Annotated in this window: 17 protein-coding genes; 6 read left to right on the top strand and 11 right to left on the bottom strand. The window is 69.8% G+C overall.

The window, feature by feature from the left end; genetic code table 11:
• Positions 1–7: 7 nt before the first annotated feature.
• Both JAP66_RS02370 and JAP66_RS02365 read right to left on the bottom strand, forming a co-directional pair.
• Positions 8–2,032, bottom strand: a complete 2,025-nt coding sequence (locus tag JAP66_RS02370) for a CocE/NonD family hydrolase (RefSeq protein ID WP_199429756.1) — start codon at positions 2,030–2,032, stop codon at positions 8–10.
• Positions 2,033–3,316, bottom strand: coding sequence for an ATP-grasp domain-containing protein (locus JAP66_RS02365; RefSeq protein WP_372448929.1), 1,284 nt, complete (start codon positions 3,314–3,316; stop codon positions 2,033–2,035). It lies immediately after the preceding gene.
• Positions 3,317–3,465: 149 nt separating this feature from the next.
• Between JAP66_RS02365 and JAP66_RS02360 the strand changes: the two genes are divergently transcribed.
• Positions 3,466–5,019 carry a carbamoyltransferase C-terminal domain-containing protein gene (locus JAP66_RS02360; protein ID WP_199429754.1) on the top strand — a complete coding sequence of 518 codons (1,554 nt, stop codon included), beginning with the start codon at positions 3,466–3,468 and terminating at the stop codon, positions 5,017–5,019.
• 64 nt (positions 5,020–5,083) lie between these two features.
• On the opposite strand, the gene JAP66_RS02355 is transcribed toward JAP66_RS02360, so the two are convergent.
• Positions 5,084–5,533, bottom strand: coding sequence for a DUF4383 domain-containing protein (locus JAP66_RS02355; protein ID WP_199429752.1), 450 nt, complete (start codon positions 5,531–5,533; stop codon positions 5,084–5,086).
• A 143-nt stretch (positions 5,534–5,676) separates the two neighbouring features.
• Here JAP66_RS02355 and JAP66_RS02350 point away from each other — a divergent pair, with 143 nt between their 5' ends.
• Complete coding sequence (locus JAP66_RS02350; RefSeq protein ID WP_199429750.1) at positions 5,677–5,964, top strand: aromatic acid exporter family protein; 288 nt, start codon at positions 5,677–5,679, stop codon at positions 5,962–5,964.
• Between the two features lie 115 nt (positions 5,965–6,079).
• Positions 6,080–6,727, top strand: a complete 648-nt coding sequence (locus JAP66_RS02345; protein WP_199429748.1) for an aromatic acid exporter family protein — start codon at positions 6,080–6,082, stop codon at positions 6,725–6,727.
• A gap of 167 nt (positions 6,728–6,894) precedes the next feature.
• Here JAP66_RS02345 and JAP66_RS02340 read toward each other — a convergent pair whose 3' ends face one another.
• Genes JAP66_RS02340 through JAP66_RS02320 form a run of 5 tightly spaced genes read right to left on the bottom strand, consistent with a single transcriptional unit; the run spans position 6,895 to position 11,462 of the window.
• Positions 6,895–8,559, bottom strand: coding sequence for a RecQ family ATP-dependent DNA helicase (locus JAP66_RS02340; protein ID WP_307849406.1), 1,665 nt, complete (start codon positions 8,557–8,559; stop codon positions 6,895–6,897).
• A gap of 34 nt (positions 8,560–8,593) precedes the next feature.
• Complete coding sequence (locus tag JAP66_RS02335; RefSeq protein ID WP_199429744.1) at positions 8,594–9,250, bottom strand: response regulator; 657 nt, start codon at positions 9,248–9,250, stop codon at positions 8,594–8,596.
• Positions 9,247–10,470 carry a sensor histidine kinase gene (locus JAP66_RS02330; protein WP_235998656.1) on the bottom strand — a complete coding sequence of 408 codons (1,224 nt, stop codon included), beginning with the start codon at positions 10,468–10,470 and terminating at the stop codon, positions 9,247–9,249. The genes JAP66_RS02335 and JAP66_RS02330 overlap by 4 nt, the downstream gene beginning before the upstream one ends.
• Positions 10,471–10,473: 3 nt before the next feature.
• Positions 10,474–10,947: a hypothetical protein gene (locus tag JAP66_RS02325; protein WP_199429742.1), complete on the bottom strand. Its 474-nt coding sequence runs from the start codon at positions 10,945–10,947 to the stop codon at positions 10,474–10,476.
• The gene (locus tag JAP66_RS02320; protein ID WP_307849405.1) at positions 10,944–11,462 is read right to left on the bottom strand and encodes a DUF1772 domain-containing protein; all 519 of its coding nucleotides are present in this window, start codon (positions 11,460–11,462) and stop codon (positions 10,944–10,946) included. Before JAP66_RS02320 ends, JAP66_RS02325 begins: the two co-directional genes overlap by 4 nt.
• Before the next feature lie 358 nt (positions 11,463–11,820).
• Between JAP66_RS02320 and JAP66_RS02315 the strand changes: the two genes are divergently transcribed.
• Positions 11,821–13,758 carry an arabinofuranosyltransferase gene (locus JAP66_RS02315; RefSeq protein ID WP_199429740.1) on the top strand — a complete coding sequence of 646 codons (1,938 nt, stop codon included), beginning with the start codon at positions 11,821–11,823 and terminating at the stop codon, positions 13,756–13,758.
• Between the two features lie 15 nt (positions 13,759–13,773).
• On the opposite strand, the gene JAP66_RS02310 is transcribed toward JAP66_RS02315, so the two are convergent.
• Entirely contained in the window at positions 13,774–14,508 is a 735-nt protein-coding gene (locus JAP66_RS02310; RefSeq protein ID WP_199429738.1) for a maleylpyruvate isomerase family mycothiol-dependent enzyme, read from the bottom strand.
• A gap of 40 nt (positions 14,509–14,548) precedes the next feature.
• Between JAP66_RS02310 and JAP66_RS02305 the strand changes: the two genes are divergently transcribed.
• The gene (locus tag JAP66_RS02305) at positions 14,549–14,938 is read left to right on the top strand and encodes a hypothetical protein (protein WP_199429736.1); all 390 of its coding nucleotides are present in this window, start codon (positions 14,549–14,551) and stop codon (positions 14,936–14,938) included.
• A 13-nt stretch (positions 14,939–14,951) separates the two neighbouring features.
• Here the strand turns inward: JAP66_RS02305 and JAP66_RS02300 are convergent, their stop codons facing one another.
• Complete coding sequence (locus JAP66_RS02300) at positions 14,952–15,752, bottom strand: hypothetical protein (RefSeq protein ID WP_199429734.1); 801 nt, start codon at positions 15,750–15,752, stop codon at positions 14,952–14,954.
• An 87-nt stretch (positions 15,753–15,839) separates the two neighbouring features.
• On the opposite strand from JAP66_RS02300, the gene JAP66_RS02295 reads away from it, so the two are divergent.
• Positions 15,840–16,583, top strand: coding sequence for a Long-chain-fatty-acid--CoA ligase (locus tag JAP66_RS02295; RefSeq protein ID WP_199429732.1), 744 nt, complete (start codon positions 15,840–15,842; stop codon positions 16,581–16,583).
• A 9-nt stretch (positions 16,584–16,592) separates the two neighbouring features.
• Here JAP66_RS02295 and JAP66_RS02290 read toward each other — a convergent pair whose 3' ends face one another.
• Positions 16,593–17,021, bottom strand: coding sequence for a DUF6194 family protein (locus tag JAP66_RS02290; RefSeq protein WP_199429730.1), 429 nt, complete (start codon positions 17,019–17,021; stop codon positions 16,593–16,595).
• Positions 17,022–17,039 lie beyond the last annotated feature (18 nt).

Raw genomic sequence — 17,039 nt, 5'->3', positions numbered from 1 at the left:
CCTGCCCTCAAATCAGGTTGCGCGGGATCGTCCGCCGCCAGTTGCGGGAGAACACCCGCTCGTCGCCCTCGTAGGCGTCGAGCCGCGCGTGCAGGCGCAGGTCCGCCGGCGTGCACGTCAGTGTCGTCCGGGTCACCGTCGTGGCGACCCAGTCGCCGCGGGAAAGGGTCACCGACCAGTGGGTCTCGCCGCGCACCGAGGAGAAGTCGCCTGCCACCCAGGCGTAGGTCTCGAGGACCCGCTTGGCGATGTCGAGGTCGATGTCGTCGAAGCGGACCGTCCCGTTGTCCTTCACGATCTCCAGCGCCGCCCGGTAGTCGGTCAGCTCCCGTCGGACGGTCCACGAGTGCTCGGCGGGGCGCACCTGGGTCATCGGGATCGGCTCACTTCCCTCGGGCTCGCCGAGCGGCCGCACCGGAACGTCCCCGTCCTCGGGGATCGGCCGGATCGGCAGGCTCAGCGAGCTCTGCCCGGTGAACACCGAGAGCAGCACCGGCTCGGGTGGCGGCCACGCCAGCGGCCAGTACGAAGTGGACAGTGATAGCCGGATCCGGTGTCCCGGAGGGAAGGACTGCGCGACTCCGTTGAGCATGAACGTGACCCGGTACCGCTGTCCGGGTTCGAGCGGTTCCGGCCGTTCGTTGCCGTCGCGGTGGGTGAGATTGAGCAACCCGTAGCTGACCCGGGTGGCGCGGCCGTCCTCACCGACGTCGGAGAGCCGGGCTGCCACCATGGCCACCGGCTTGTCCGACGTCAGTTCCAGTGTGACCGTCGGAGCGCCGAGGATCTCGACGGTCTCGGTGAGCGCCTCACTGTCGAAGACGAGCGATCCACCGTCCTCCTCGCGCTGGTCGTAGGGCAGGTCCGGCGGCGCGTTGTAGGAGGCCCACTTGCCGGCGTACTGCCCGACCGAGAGCGGTGAGGAGATGGTGAGCGCCTCCTCCCGGACCTGTTCCTCACGCGTGCCGATGCGGCGCTTCGCCAGCGGGTACTCGGCCACCGTGACCCGCGGTGAAGGCCACTCGTGCTCGCCGACCCAGCGTCCTGGACGGTCCTCATAGGATGTCGAGGGCGGCACGCTGTCCTGCATCCAGGCCTGCAACATCGGCCCGTCCAGGGCACCGTTGTCGGCGTCCTTGAGCCAGTGATCCCACCACCGCACCAGCTCCTGCAGGTAGCCCACGGCAGGGCCCGGCTCGCCGAGATGCGGGTACCTGTGCGACCACGGACCGATGAGCCCCTTGCGCGGAACGTGGAGGTTCTCGAGCACACGGAGGACGGCGTTGGAGTAGCCGTCGGCCCAGCCACTCGACGCGAGCACCGGTACGGCGACGTCGGAGTAGCTTTCGCACACCGAGGCGTGCTTCCAGTAGCTGTCCCGGACCTGGTGGCTGAGCCACTCGTCCGCCCACGGGCCACTCTCGCGCAACCGCTCGTGCCACATGCTCCGCCACCGCTCGCCGACGAGCGCCGGATCGGGCGGAAGCGTGCCGTGCGCGAACATCGTGCCCGCCTCGGCAAGGTTGTCCGACAGCAGGCAACCACCCATGTAGTGCATGTCGTCGGCGTAGCGATCGTCGGTGAACGACGATATCGCGATCGCTCGCAGGGCCGGCGGTTTGCGCGCAGCCAGCTGCAGGGAGTTGAAGCCGCCCCAGGAGATGCCCATCATTCCCAGCCGGCCGTCGCACCACGGTTGCGCGGCGATCCACGCGAGCACGTCCTCGCCATCGAGCTGTTCCTGTTCCAGGTACTCGTCGAGGAGGACCCCCTCCGATTCACCGGTCCCCCTGATGTCCACCCGGACGCACGCGTAACCGTGTCCGGCGAGGTAGGGGTGATGGATCGAGTCACGCCACGCGGTCAGATCCCGCTTGCGATACGGCAGGTACTCCAGCACACCGGGAACCGGCTCCACGTCGGAGGACACCGGGCGCCAGATCCGCGCGGCGAGCCGGGTGCCGTCGGCGACCGGAATCCAGACGTGCTCGTCCTCGTGCACCTCGTACGGCAGTGAACCGACCGTCCGCATCTAGCCGATCTCCTCCCCGTCCGAGAACTCGAAGTGCAGCGCCGCCACCGCCTGCTCGTACTTGCGCTCGAGCTCTTCCTCGTCGTCGGCACCCACGTAGATGTAGGCGAGCTCGTAGCTGTAGCTGTCCTGCGCCGGCATCGTCGACAACCGCCGCCCCTCGGGCGCCTGGACGTCGACGACCACGCCGGGGATGCGCCCGCCGAGGTCCGCGATCTCCTGTCCGGTCGGCACCCGCTCGACCAGCGCGTCGCCGAAGCGGCGGTAGTACCACTTGGCGGCGAGGGCGTACGGACCCTCGCGGCTCGGCAGCGCCGGGTCGCGGCCGAGGCCGAGGCTGAGCATGCAGTAGTGGTTCGGCACCCCGTCGACGTACTCGAAGAGCTCGGCATGCGACTGCGAGTGCCGGGCGTTTATCTCCAGTAGACGGACGTCACCGGTGTCCCGGCGGCAGAAGAACTCGATACTGAAGGTGCTGTTGTCCAGTCCGACCTGCCGGATGACCTTCTCGGAGACCGCACGCATCCTGCGCACCATCGGCTCCGGCAGCTGCGAGGGGTACTGGTGCCGCTGGAAGGACGACGTGCCGGGGTAGTTCAGCGAGTCGAGCGTGCCGTACACCACGATGTCACCGTTGTAGACGTAGCCCTCCGTGGCGGCCTGCTGACCGCTCATCGCCTCTTCCGCGAGACACGCCTGCCCGCCGACCTCGGCGATCTCCGGCGGGAGATCCAGGCGTTCCATGATCGTCTCAAAAGGCTTGCCGACGCGGTCGATGCCCTCGGCCATCTCCCGCGCCGCGTCGCCGAATTCCGTGTCGTCGGACACCTTGAAGGCCAGTTCGGACGAGAAGGACTTCACCGGCTTCAGCCACATCGGATAGCCGACGTTCTCCGGGCGCCGGGGATCCGCCAGGTCGACCACCGCGAAGCTCGGGTACTCGTCGATCACGTTCTGCTGTTCGAGCCTGCTCCAGTACTTGTGCTCACACTTGACGACCGGCTCCAGGTCGGCGCTCGGCAGGCCGTACCTGCGGCACAGGATCGGCACCATCGTGCTGACCGGGAAGTCCCAGTAGCCGATGATGGCGCCGATCTCACCGTCGAACTCGTCGAGTTGCCGCTCGGCCTTTTCGATCAGGTCGGCCACCGGGATCTCGCCGCTCTGAACCTCCTCGACGCTGAGCAGGCCGTGGAAACGGTAATGCACGGATCCAGGCACATCGTGCAACGTCCGCATATTGGCGTCGTCGAGGCCAAGCACGAAAACGTCGATCTGGCTCACTGTCGCTCCTTTGTTCGTCCCACTCAGACATCCCACGACGCGTGATCGCTAAACCCCGTGCACGCACGGCGACGACCGTTTGACGGACGGCACCGTGGGTACGACCCACGGAGGACTCGCCGTCGCCGAGAGCAGGGAAGTGATCAGAGGTGCTGGTAGCGGCCTTCAAACCGGGCCACGACGGCGGCGTCGCCGTCATCGACGACCGGAGACTGGAGCTCTCCCTGGAGTCGGAGAAGGACTCGTTCCCGCGGAACTCTGCGTTCACCCCGAGCACACTTCTCGGCCTTGCCGAACGGGTCGGCGCACCACCCGACGTGGTCGCCGTCGGTGGCTGGCAGACCGGCAGGCAGCCGATCGCGGCCGGCTACCACGGCGTCGATGAACCCGTACGGCGCCGGACGAGCTGGTTCGGTCACCCGGCCGAGTACTTCTCGTCGTCACACGTCCGCTCGCACATCATGATGGCGCTGGGCATGGCACCCCGGTTGGCCCGGCCACAGGAACAGGCGGTCCTGGTGTGGGAGGGCGTGACCGGAAGCTTCTACCTGGTCGACGAGCATTTCCGGGTGCGACGCGAGATTCCCGTGCTGTCGGCGCCCGGCGCCCGCTACGCGTTCCTGTTCGCGCTCGCCGATCCCACGTTTCCCGACCGCGGCGCGGTGCCGGATCTCGGGGTCAGCGGAAAGCTCATGGCGCTGGCGGCCTACGGCGAGGCGGACGAGAGAGATCCGGCGATCGCAGGCACGGTCGAGGGAATTCTCTCGATGGACGACGTCTACCCGGCGCCGAAGGAGGCCTTCCGCGACTCGCCCGTGTACAACGCGGGCGTGGAGTCCGAGGTGGCGAAGCACGCCGCGGCGCTGCTCACCGAGCGCATCTACCAGATCTTCGCCCAGGCGGCGAAAGAGGAGCTGCCGCCGGGCATTCCGCTGCGGATCTCCGGCGGTTGCGGGCTCAACTGCGATTGGAACGAGCGCTGGCGGCGTGACGGTTACTTCTCGTCGGTGTTCGTCCCGCCGTGCACCAACGACTCCGGCTCGGCCATCGGCACCGCGATCGACGCACTGTGCACCATCCAGGGCGATCCGCACATCGGCTGGGACGTCTACAGCGGACTGGAGTTCCAGCACGACCGCACCCCCGACCCGGCGCGCTGGACGGCGACGAGGCTTGATCACCGGGAACTCGCCGGCGCGCTCGCGCGCGGTCGCATCGTCGCCTGGGTGCAGGGCAGGTGGGAGATCGGCCCGCGGGCGCTGGGAAACCGCTCACTGCTCGCTGAACCGTTCCACCCGGGAACGCGCGACCGGCTGAACGCCATCAAGCAGCGGGAGGACTACCGGCCGATCGCGCCGTGCTGCCGCGAGGAGGACCTCGACATGGTGTTCGCGACACCGTTGCGCGATCCTTACATGCTGTATTTCCAGCGTTTGCGCTCGGCGGAGTTCGGCGCGGTCACCCACGTGGACGGCACGGCGCGGGCGCAGACGGTGGGCGCCGTCACGAACGGGCGCCTGCACGAACTGCTCACCGCGTTCGCCGACGAATGCGGCACCGGAATGCTGTGCAACACGTCGCTGAACTTCAACGGCAGCGGGTTCATCAACCGCATGTCCGACCTGGTCGAGTACTGCGAGAGCAGGTCGTTGACCGACATGGTGGTCGGTGACACCTGGTACCGGCGCCGGCAAAGCTCGTGAGTGCGCGCGCGAGTTCTAACTCGCGTGCGCACTCACGAGTGGTGACCAGGGGAAACGGGGGGGGCTAGCCGATCTTCGTTCGCTCGATCGCCGTGCCGAGCAGGCCCAGCCCGATCATGCCGACGCCCAGCCCGAGATGCAGCCAGTTGTCGGCGGTGTTCAGGGGCACGAAGTTGGCGCTGCTGGAGAGGTCGATCGCCAGCCCGTAGACCCACAGCAGCAGGTAGACACCACCGCCAATGACCAGGAACGCCCGCGAAACAGCCGCCGAGCGCGCCGCCGCCAGGCCGACCACGCCGAACAGCAGGTGCACGATGTTGTGCAGCACCGAGACGGCGAACACGCCGAACAGCATCGCCGCCGAGCCGGGTCCGGCGAAGCCGAGCTGGTCGTAGTCCGCCGTCACGCCGGGGATGAAGCCCAGCACGCCGACCACCACGAACACCGCGCCCACCGCCGCGGCAATCGGCTGTACCGGCCTCGTCCGCTGCCGGGTCGCCCTTGCGTCGGTCACCGCTGTCCCCCTTCGCCTCGAAACGGACACTCCGTTCACGACCGGAATAACCGATCGGCGCGAACCCAAACACAACGGCGCCGGGTTCGGGTGGCGAGCCGGCGGGTTGCCAGCACAATGCCCCTCCTCGGCCCGGCCGCACCGTGATGATCGCCGCCGCGCGGCTGCTGGCCCCGGCCCGGTGGGTGAGGCAGGCGGTCCGGGAGTCCGGCCGGGAACGCGAAGGGTCCATCCAGGCCGCCAAGATGGCGGTAGCCGCGGTGATCGCGTGGCTGGTCGCACAGCAGGTCGACCCCTCGCAGTCGTTCATCGCGCCCTACGCCGCCGTCTTCATGATGAGCGAGACCGTGTACCGGCCCATGACCAATGCCGTGCATGAGGTGCGGCCCTGGCACTCGGTGTACTGCCGGCGTTCGGCACGATCAAGCTGATCCCGCAGCAGGCGGGTCGCGCTCCTGGTCGCCGTCTTCGTCGGCATGGCGGTGGGGGGGGCAGTGGCGCTGGCTCGGTGGCAGCGGTATCTGGGTCGGCGTCACTGCGCTGCTCATGCTCACCTACGGGACCGCCGACAACGTCGGCTACCTGCTGCTGCGCGTCCTGGAGACCAGCCTCGGCGCCGCGGTCGGCGTCGCCGTCAACCTCCTCGTCATCCCGCCCATGCACCAGCGCAGTACCCACCGCAGCGTCGAAGGGACGAGCAGGGAGGTCGAGCGGCTCCTGCGCACGATCGCCGGGGGACTGCGCGACAGCTGGACCGGGGGGACGCCAGGGGCTGGCTGTCCCAGGCACGCGGTTTGGAGACCACCGCCAGGTACGCCGAGGAGACCGCCCGCTGGGCCGCGAGAGCACCTGGTTCAACCCCGCAGGCTGCTGCCGTGGCGACGGCGCCGAGTCACGGTCCCGTCCGAGTACGAGAGCGCCATTTCGGCGCTGCACGAGGTCACCAAGCAGGTGCAGCACATCACCGACACGCTGATCGCGGCCGGGCATGCGGAGAATCCGGACAACACAAGGACACAGACGACACCGAGGGCACAGAGGACACCGAAGACACGGCGAAGTCACTCGACGGCGCTTTCGACGACACCTTCGCCGACCTGCTGGAGCGGTTGGCGCACGCCGCCGCCTGCTACCAGCGGCCGCTGGAGCGCGATGGCGACCGCGCTCCTCGCCTGCGGGAGCAACTCCGGGTGACCCCAGGAGCTGCATCGGCGGCTCACCGACCGAATACGCAGTGCGGATCCGCCAACCACGTGAAGCGCGCAGGGTGCACTGCTGCTGGCGGCCGAGCGTGCGCTGCGAACGATGGTCGGGGACTGCACCGGCGCGACAGCCGAGCGCCGGTGACCGCGGGCCGTGAGCTACTCCCTGGTCAGCAGGCGGCGACGGCGGACCGCGGGCATGGACAGCGTGCGGTAGCCGGCGTCGTCGAACAGGATCGTGACCCGGTCGTCCTCGTGGTACACCACGGTCCCGGAGCCCCATTCCGCATGGTGGACCCGCGTGTCGGCGGGGAACTCGGCGTCCGAGCCCGCGGAGGTGGTGTGCTCCTGCGCGGTCCCGGCCGCACACGTGTCGCAGAATCCGCAGGGGCGTTCGAGCGACTCGCCGAAGTAGCCGAGCAGGTAGCGCCTGCGGCACGACCGCGTCTCCGCGTAGTGCCGCATAATCTCGATGCGGGAGCGGTCGAAACGCCTGCGCTTCTCGAACTCGCCCGCCACGCGATCCACGGCCTCGTCGGCGGCGGCCCCGTCCTCGCGGAGCTCGAAACGCCCCTCCGGGGTCGGCTCGACGACGTCCGCGTCGTGCAGCAGGTCGAGGCTGCGCATCGCGCGGCGATGGGTCTGGTCCACCTCGCTGTCGACATCCTGCGGGCTGGCCGGACCGTCGTGCTCGCGCACGGCCTCGGCGACCTCGCGCACGCCGTCCGGGTCGAACCGGCGCGAGGTGAGAAAGCGTTGCAGGCTGAGATCCTGCGGGCGGTAGAACAGCACCGCGTCGGCCCGCTCGCCGTCGCGCCCGGCGCGGCCGATCTGCTGGTAGTAGGAGTCCAGCGACTCCGGCACCGACGCGTGGGCGACGAACCGCACGTTGGGCTTGTCGATGCCCATGCCGAAGGCCGAGGTCGCAGCCACCACGTCGAGTTCGCCGGCAAGGAACCGCTCGTGCACCCGCTTGCGTTCGGCCCGGTCGAGACCGGCGTGGAACGCCGCCGCCCGCACCCCGCGTTCGGCGAGTTCCCGCGCATAGCGCTCGGTGTCCTTGCGGCTCGCGGCGTAGAGCAGCCCCGGCCTGGCCGCCCGGACGGTCCATTCGATCACCGCGTCGCGCTTGGCGCCGTCGTCATCGAACCGGCGAACCTCGAAGTAGAGGTTGGGCCGGTCGAAGCCGGCGATGACGCGGGCCGCGTCACGCATGCCGAGCCGGGCCACGATGTCGTCGCGTACCGGCAGGCTCGCGGTGGCGGTCAGCGCCAGCACCCGTGGCTGCCCGAGGCTTTCGACGACGTGGCCGAGGCGGAGGTAGTCCGGCCGGAAGTCGTGTCCCCATGCGGAGATGCAGTGCGCCTCGTCGACGACGAAGAGTGTGGGACGCATCCGGCGCAGCTCCGCGAGCACATCCTCCCTCGCGAGCTGCTCCGGGGAGAGGAACAGGTACTCGGCGTCCCCCGAGTCGACGGCGGCCCAGGCGTGTTCGCTGTCCCGGCGGCGCTGGAGCGAGTTGAGCGTGACCGCGTCGGGCGCGTCGCTGTCGTCGAGCTGGGCGGCCTGGTCGCGCTGGAGCGCGATCAGCGGCGAGACGACGACGGTCGGCCCGGGCAGCAGCAGCGCGGGCACCTGGTAGATGGCGGACTTGCCGGAGCCGGTCGGCATCACGACGAGCACGTCGCGGCCGTCGAGCAGCTCCTCCATCGCGGTCAGCTGCTCAGGACGCAGCCGGGACCAGCCGAACGCGTCCTCGGCGGTGTGGCGGAGCCGGGCACGGGCGTCGCGGGGCGGGTCCGGCCGGGCGGAATGCTGGCACACGGCTGCCGTGTTCCCCTTCGGCGCCGCCGGAAACCTATTCGCCCGGGGCGACGAGGCCGGTCTCGTAGGCCGCGACGACGAGTTGTGCACGGTCGCGGGCGCCGAGCTTGCCGAGCAGGCGGCCGACATGGGTCCGCGCGGTGGCCGGGCTCATGAAGAGAGCCGCCCCGATCTCGCTGTTGGAGCATCCTTGCCCGACCTTGGCGAGCACCTGCCGCTCCCGTTCGGTGAGGGTGGCCAGCCGTTCCCGTGCCCGCGGGGACGGGCCCGCCGCCGCGGCCCGCATGACCCGCCGGGTGACCGCGGGGGAGAGCAGCGCGTCCCCGCGGGCGACGATGCGGACGGCCTCCCGCATCTCCTCCGGGGAGGCGTTCTTGAGCAGGAAGCCCGCGGCACCTGCTCGGACGGCGTCGAGAATGTGCTCATCGGTGTCGAAGGTCGTGAGCACGATGACCCGGACCTCACGCAGCGCGTGATCCTCGACGATCCTCCTGGTGGCGGTGATGCCGTCACCGCCGGGCATGCGGATGTCCATCAGGACCACGTCGGGCCGGTGCCTGCCGACGAGCTCGACCCCGGCGTCGCCGGTGCCCGCGTCGCCGACCACGGTGAGGTCGTCGGCGCGGTCGAGCAGCGCCCGCAGCCCTTCTCGCACGAGATGCTGGTCGTCCACCAGCACGACGCGGATCACGCCTGCCCGTTCAGCGGGACACATGCCTCGACCACGAATCCCTCACCTCGTCGCGACGTCGTCCGCAGGCTGCCGCCGAGCAGCGTCAGCCGCTCGCGCATACCGATGATCCCCCAGCCCCCGTCCGGGTCGGTCAGGTCGGACTCGGCCGCGCCGCGACCGTCGTCGCACACCCGTACCCGCAGGGCGTCCTCGCCGTGCTCCAGCTCGATGACGACCGTGCGTGCCCCGGCATGCCGTTGCACGTTGCTCAGCGACTCCTGAACCAGCCGGTAGGCGGTCGCGTCCGCGATCGCAGGCAGCTCCGCCCGCACGCCGGTACGGCGGACCCGCACGTCGAGCCCGGCCGCGGTGGCGTGCTCGACGAGGCCGTCCAGCTGGGCGAGCCCGGCCACCGGCGCGCGGTTCTCGTCGGCGGCGTCGTCACCGTCGCCGGCGCGCAGTGCCCGCAGAGTCGCCCGCAGCTCCCCCACCACGTCGCCGCACGCACCCCGGACCGCGGCGAGTGACCGCTCGGCGGTCGCGGGCTCGTCGTGCAGCGCCTCCCTGGCCACGTCCGCGTGCAGCGAGATCACCGACACCGTGTGGGCGAGCAGGTCGTGCAGGTCCCTGGCGATCCGCAGCCGTTCCTCCTCGACGCGCCGCGCCGCCTCCCGTTCCCGTTCCAGCACCGCGGCGTGGGCCTGTTTGTCCAGCTCGGCCCGCCAGCCCCGGCGGGACCGGACGCTGTCGCCCAGCGCGACGACGGCGGCCATCAGCCCGGCCGACATGGCGAACTCGAGCCCGAGCACGTAGGCGACGTCGTCACCCTCGGCGAGCCGCGTCACCGTCGAGAGCGCCAGCAGCGCGACCGCCGTGCCGATCGACCAGCGGATCCTGCCCTGCTCGGCCGCCGAGTACAGCGCCGCGGCGACCGGCGCGGCCAGGCCGACCGGCGGGTAGGACAGCATGTAGTAGACGAGCAGCGCACCCGCGGTGATCAGCAACGTCGCCACCGGCCAGCGACGCCGCACGAACATCAGCGAGCCGAGCAGGGCACCGAAGGCATAGGCGGCAGGGCCGGGCTCGGTCGACTCGGTGCCGACGTTCGCGGTGATCGCCGTGCCCACCACGATCAGTACGAGCATGGCGAGGCCGGTGTCGACCATCAGCCGCCGCCGGTCGCCGCCGGACGGCTCGTCGTTCGGCTGTCCGATCAGGACTCCTCCTTGCCCAAGCATCCGCTACCGCAGACGAAACCCTGGAACCAGCCGGCTGAGCGCCCAGCCGACCGCGCCGGTCACCGCGCCGACGACCGTTCCGGTGACGAGACTGCTGAAGAAGGCGAACACCCGCAACACGATCCCCTCGGCCGACGGCGCGAGCACGTCGGTGAGGTTGCCGCCGAGGGCGGGCGGGTCGTCCGCGAACGCCTCCGCCCACAGCACCTGGTGGGTCACCGCCAGCAGCAGGCCGTAGACCACGCCCACCACGAGCAGGGTCAGGAACGCGTTGGGCACGCGTTTCCACAGCGCGACCGTGAGCCACACCGCGATCGGCACGAAGACCAGCAGGGCGTTGCCGACGGGCCCGACGAGGTCGAGGTCGTGCGCGATCACACGTGGCACGCCGAGCGCGGCCAGGCCGAAGATGCCGAGCGGGGACATGCCCAGCGAGCGCCGCCGCACCCGCCCCTGCTCGGTCCTTGTTTCGTTCATCGCGCGAACCCCCTTGATTCCCGGTAGAAGCGCAGCAGCCCCGTGAAGGCGAGCGTCGCCGTCACGGCACTCATTCCCAGCCGCAACCAGTGCCCCGTTTCGAACTCGGCGGCCGTCTGCCGGAGGAATTCGACGGAATGCACGGCGATCCCCTCTTCGAACATGATGTCGTTGCGCGGCCAGAAGAACAGCATGGAGAACAGGAACTCGCCGAGCAGGAGGGAAACGAGGCTGGCGGCGATCCAGATCCGTACGCGCGGATACCGCCACAACACCACCAGGCTGGCGAATCCCGCCACGACCGTCGCCGCTCCCAACGGCGGAAACAGGTCCGCGGGCCCGACCACCTCGAAGAAGTCCATCGCGCCGGCGAGCGACTCGGGCACGTTGTGAAACACGTTCGGATAAATGACGATCGTCTCCACGAGAATGCCGCCGAACGCCACCATGGCCACCCAGACGTAGGCGGCGGAAACGGCCGAACACAATCGTTCTCTTCGCATCGGCCAATACACCCCCGAAAGGCAAGGAACTCCGACACAGGTGACGCTACGTTCGGGCGGGGGCGGCGACATCCGTTTCCGGACTCGACCGGGTACGCGTTTCGACGTAGTCCCGTCGCCGGACGGCAGTTGTCCACAATTTCACCCACAGGCTGTCCACCTGTGGACAACTCGTGTACGGAACGGGTGGAACCGCCCGAATATCCGTAGTGAAATCGCTGTGACGTGGGAAAACAGTGCACCTGGACGGCGCGCACGTAACCGCGGCACGTAGTCTGCCCACCCGAATCCCGCATGGCAGGGCATCCGTACGTGCGATCAGAGGAGGTGCGGGCACATCCCTTCCCCGGCCCAGGTCTCGGACAAGCTCGTGAATCTCTCCGGTGGGCACCCGGAACGGCACGACGGCGGCCGGCAAGCCTGGCGCGGCGCCGCGCGGCTGGTCGCCGCGGTCGCCGTCGCCGCACTCACCAGCGTGCTCGTGCAGTCGGCGGTGCTTCTGCTGCCGCTGCCCTACCCGTCGGCGGTACCGAAGGCGCTGCTGAACGTGGGCGGGGCGCTGGTCGTCATCGCGCTGGCCACCATCGCTCTCCGCTACGGCACCGCGCACCGCGCGTGGCCACGGTGGGCAGACCCGGCAGTCTGGGCGGGGCTGTCCGGCCTGACCAGCGCGATGCTGGCACTTCCCCTGCACGGCACGCTGTTCTACCTCGGCGGTATCGGGATCGATCAGCAGTTCCGCATGCAGTTCTTCGGTCGGCTGGCCGACTCACCCGCGCTGGCCGACATGAACTACGCGGGCCTGCCCTCCTACTATCCGGCGGGCTGGTTCTGGATCGGCGCCCGCGCCGCCGACCTGCTCGGAATACCGGCGTGGCAGGCGTACAAGCCCTACGCCGTCGTCAGCGTCGCCGTGACCGCGGCGCTCGTGTTCGCCCTCTGGAGCACGGTCGTGCGGCCTCGCCTCGCCGTGCTGGTCGCGCTCGCCGTCACCCTGACCGGCCTGCGGATGCCGGACGTGTCGGTCGGTGCGGTCGAGCCCTACTGCTGGCTGCTGGCCGCGCTGCTGCCGCCGGTCATGGTCCACGCCTGGCGGACACTGCGGACCCGAGGGCGGGCGCCCAGGCCCGCACTGATCGGCGTGGGCCTGTTCCTGGGCCTGTGCGGCGCGGTCTACACCCTCTACTTCGGTTTCGTCTTTTTCGTCCTGCTTGTGATGGGGCTGCTGGCCGCCGCGCTCGCCCACCGCTCGGGCACGTCCTGGCGAGCCGCGCTGCGCACGGCAGCTGGACGGCTGGCCGGCATGGGTCTCGCGGCGCTGCCGCTGGTGCTGGTCATCTGGGGCGGCTACCTGGTCGCCGCGGTCGCCGCCGGATTCCCGCCGCAGGCGGCGCCCCGCTACCTCGAACCGTCGCGGGCGATGCTGCCGTTCCCGATGCTGCAGTTCTCCGTGCTCGGCGCGCTGTCTCTGGCCGGGACAATCTGGCTGGTCGTCCGGGCCCGGCAGAGCCACATCGCTCAGGCATTGGCACTGTGCGCCGGTGCCGTCTATGTCTGGTTCGCGCTCTCCACGCTGGCACTGGCGTTCGAGACGACACTGCTCGCATTCCGGTTCAACCCGGCCCTGTATGTGCTGCTCAGCTGCGCCGGGGTGTTCGGGCTGGTCGACGCGGTCCGACACGTGGGCCGGGTGACCAGCGCGGAGCGCATGCGCACGGCGACCGCAGCGGTCGTGGCGGTCGGCATCCTGGGCGGAGCCTCACTCGTTCAGGGGACGACCAAGTCGTGGGACGACGCCGTCGACGATGCCTACAACACGCACTACCCGAGCGGCGTGACCGCGGCGGGTGAGCGCGATCCCCAGGACGACGACGCCTGGAACGGCGAGCTCATCGAGACCATCGACGCGTTCACCACGCGACCGCCGGGTGAGCTCGTGCTGCTCACGGACAACTACTCGGTGCTCGGCTTCGCGCCGTACCGCAGCTTCCAGCAGAGCACCATCCACTACGCGAACCCGCTGGCCGACTTCGACGCCCGCAGGGCCGAGATCACGCGGTGGACCAAGGCCGCGAACCCCGCGGAGCTGCAACGGCGCCTGGACGCCGGCCGCTGGCAGGCACCTTCGGTCTTCGTCCTGCGCCGCGCCGAGAACGGGTACGCGGTGCACCTCACCCACGACACGTTCCCGCTGGAACAGAACGTCGGCGGTTACGACGTCGTGTTCCCGGGGAAGCAGTTCAGCTCGCCGGACTTCAGCAAGCGCGATGTCGGGCCCTACACGGTGATCGTCCGCAACGGCACGTGACCCGGGCCTCCGCGGTCAGAGCCAGCGGGGAATCTCGGGCAGTTCCCCGGAACGGTCGAGCGATCCCACGCCGTCCCGCCCGGTGAGCCACGCCGCGAGCGCCGCGGGCGGACCGGCGGCCGTGCCGCGCGGTCGTGCCGGGCCGAGGACGACGCGGCCGTATCCGTGCGCCACCAGCTCAACGCTCACGTCCACTTTGGCCGACATGGAACCGGCGACCTCCCGCACGAGTGTCCAGGCCAGCTCGGCAGGCAGCACGTCCATGCCCGCGCCCACGCGCAGGTCGACCAGGTGGATCCAGACCTCCCGCACCCGCATCCACGGAACCTCGGCGGCGGGGATGTCGCGTCCCTGTGCGTTGGTGACCAGGGCCTGCCAGTCGTCCTGGGACATCGCCGCGGCGGCCTCGGCGAACCGTCGCGCGGAGGTACGGAGGTCGTCCTGCTGCTCGGCGAGCGCTCGTCCGGCACCGGCCTCGATGTCGGCGTTGCGCTGCCCCGGTGAGGAGTACATGGGCGTCCGCCTGCCGGTCCGCGCCCACGTCAGCAGGTTCACCAGCGCGTCGGCGTTGCGGGCGAGGTGGGTGAGCACGTGCCCCCGGGTCCACCCGGCCAGCGCCGACGGCTCCCGCACGGCGTCGGCCGGCAGGCCGGCGACCGTCTCCTCCAGCCGCCGCTGCCCGTCCCGTACCCAGCTCAGCGAGGTGCCGACCGCTGGCGGGACGGAACTGTCACCACGGATGTCGTTCACGTGTTGACCTCCAGTGCACTCGATGTTCGAGCATCGAACCATGCGAACGCGACAAGACGAACCCATCCTTTTCCACAACACGATGACGATCACCGAGGGGCACCTGGACGGCTTCAAGCACGCGATCCGCAAGGCGGTCGAGTTCGTCTCGGAACACGGACCTCAGCTGATGGTGGAGGTGTTCATCGACGAGGAGAACATGCTGGCGCACAGTTTCCAGCTCTACCGTGACTCCGAAGCGGTCCTCGCCCACTGGCGGATGTCCGATCCGTACATCCGGGACGTGATGGAACACTGCAGCGTACGGCAGTTCGACGTCTACGGGCAGCCGAACGACGAGGTGCGGGCGGGGCTGCGGCCGCCGACCGGCGACACCATGCCGGTGAGCCTGACGCCTCCGTTCACGGGCTTCACCCGCCTTGCCGGGTGAGCTCGGTCGCCGATCATTCCCGCCGCACGTACGGTTCGACGTCGCTGATCCGGACCAGTTCGACGGTCTCGACGTCGAAGCGCCGGGCGGAAAGCACGACGGGACGGCCACCGACCTCGGCCAGCGCCACCCAGTTCTCACCGCAGAACAGCAGGTCGAAGTCGACCGGCCGCCCGTCGACCGCAATGGTGGCGGTCGACCACGCAGCATCGGCGGGCTCTTCCACATCGGTCTCCAGCCACAGCCATTCGGCCAGCTCGCTCCGGTGCGCCGCTCGATCAGTCTTGTCGGCCAGGGTCTCGACGTGCAGGTACGCCGTATCGCGGCCGGCGGGAGCACCGTGGCCGAGCTCGAGCGCGGTGACACGTGGCGGTATCCCCGGGCCGGAGGCGTGTGCCGAGGATGAGAGGTACCGGGCGCCAGGCCACGACGGCGGCAGCCCGTAGAGCGGAAATGGCGCGGCCCGGAACCTGTCCGTCTCGATCCGGCGGGCCCGCAGATCGGCCTCGCGTAGGCTGATCTCCCGCAGCAGGTCACCGGCAAGGTCCTGGCGCGTGGGCCCCCAGAAGGCGGTGGACACGAAGAACAGGACCACGGCGCCGACCGCGGCAGCCGCCACGAGCCACCACGGCCAGCCGAATGCCCACTGTGCGGCGACGCCGAGGAGGGAGCCTGCGGCGGCCGCCGCGACGTACAGCCATGGCGCCGGCCGTATCCGGCGGTTACGGAGAACCGCCGACACCAGCCGGAACGGCAGCGACCACGAAGACCTCGCGTCGAGCCGGTATGCGCTGTAGCCGGTGCCGTGGTTCACGGGTACAGCTTGGCATCCGGACCGCTGCCACGAAGTCCAGCAGAGAGGCAGCTTCCCGACCTGACAGCAAATCGCAAGGGAGCAGCCGTGATCATCGAGAGCCTGGCGACGCGGCCGGATCTTCTTGACGCCGCACTCGGACTGGGTGGTGTCGGTGCCGAGTTCATGCGGCACGACCAGGTCGCCGGCCTGACCAGAGCGAGCCGGCTGGCGGTTCGCTGGCCCGAGTACTTCCTCGTCGTGCTCGACCGGGGCCTCCCCGTGGCCCGGGCGGTCGGCGTGCCGTTGACCTTCCCGGCCGATGACCGGACAGAGCTCCCGGACCACGGGTGGGACGGAGTCATCCTCTGGGCGGTGGAGGACGCACTCGACGAACGTCGCCCGACCGCGCTGGCCGCCCTGGACGTGCAGGTGGATGCCGGCCATCGCGGACGAGGTGTCGCGGCACAGGCGCTTTCCGCCCTGCGAGACGGCGCACGAACGCATGCGTTGCAGCGTCTGGTGGTACCGGTGCGCCCGGCCGGCAAGCAGCGTTTCCCGCATCTGTCGATGCGCGCCTATCTCGACCAGCGCCGCCCCGATGGCCTGTCCGACGATCCGTGGCTGCGAACGCACGAACGGCTCGGAGCACGGTTCGTCAAGGTGGCACCGTTCGCGATGACCATCACCGGCACGCTGAAGCAATGGGAACACTGGACGGGCGCACCGCTGCACCCCGGAGCGAACGTCGTCGACGGCGGCCTGGCGCCCGTGCTCGCCTCGATCGAGCAGGACATGGCTGTCTACGTGGAACCCAACGTCTGGCTCGAACATCCCGTCCCGGTCGGCTGAGCCGGGGGTTCACCGGCGGGCGCGGCGCTGCTCCGCGTTGTCGTACTTGCGCACGGCGAATGCGGCCGCCTCGCGCAACAACTCGCGGGCGACCGGCCAGCTCTGTTGCGGGTTGAGGACACAGATCCAGTGTTGTCCGGCATAGACCGGGTGTGGCAACAGGACGTCGAGAGAGGTGGCGTCGTACTCGACGGCGGGATCGACCAGTTCCCGGAATCGAGCCTTCGGCAGCGCGAGATTCAGCCGGAACACGCCGGGCCGGTCGAGATCGGAGGCCGAGTCGTAGGCGTCGGAGGTGACGATGGTTGCCCAGGGCATCTGGCGCTCCGGCGGAAGATCACCGCGGGGGTCGTAGATCGCGAAGGTGTCGCCGTTCGCCTCGACGAGGCGCGTACCGGAGTGTGAACCGAGTTCCTGGCCAATCTGATCAATATCCATTGACCCAATAGAGCACTT

It is taken from the genome of Qaidamihabitans albus (assembly GCF_016464705.1).
In the GTDB taxonomy this organism is placed as follows: domain Bacteria; phylum Actinomycetota; class Actinomycetes; order Mycobacteriales; family Pseudonocardiaceae; genus Qaidamihabitans; species Qaidamihabitans albus.
Note: the sequence above shows the minus strand (reverse complement) of the source record. Positions and strands in the feature narration are given on the sequence as shown.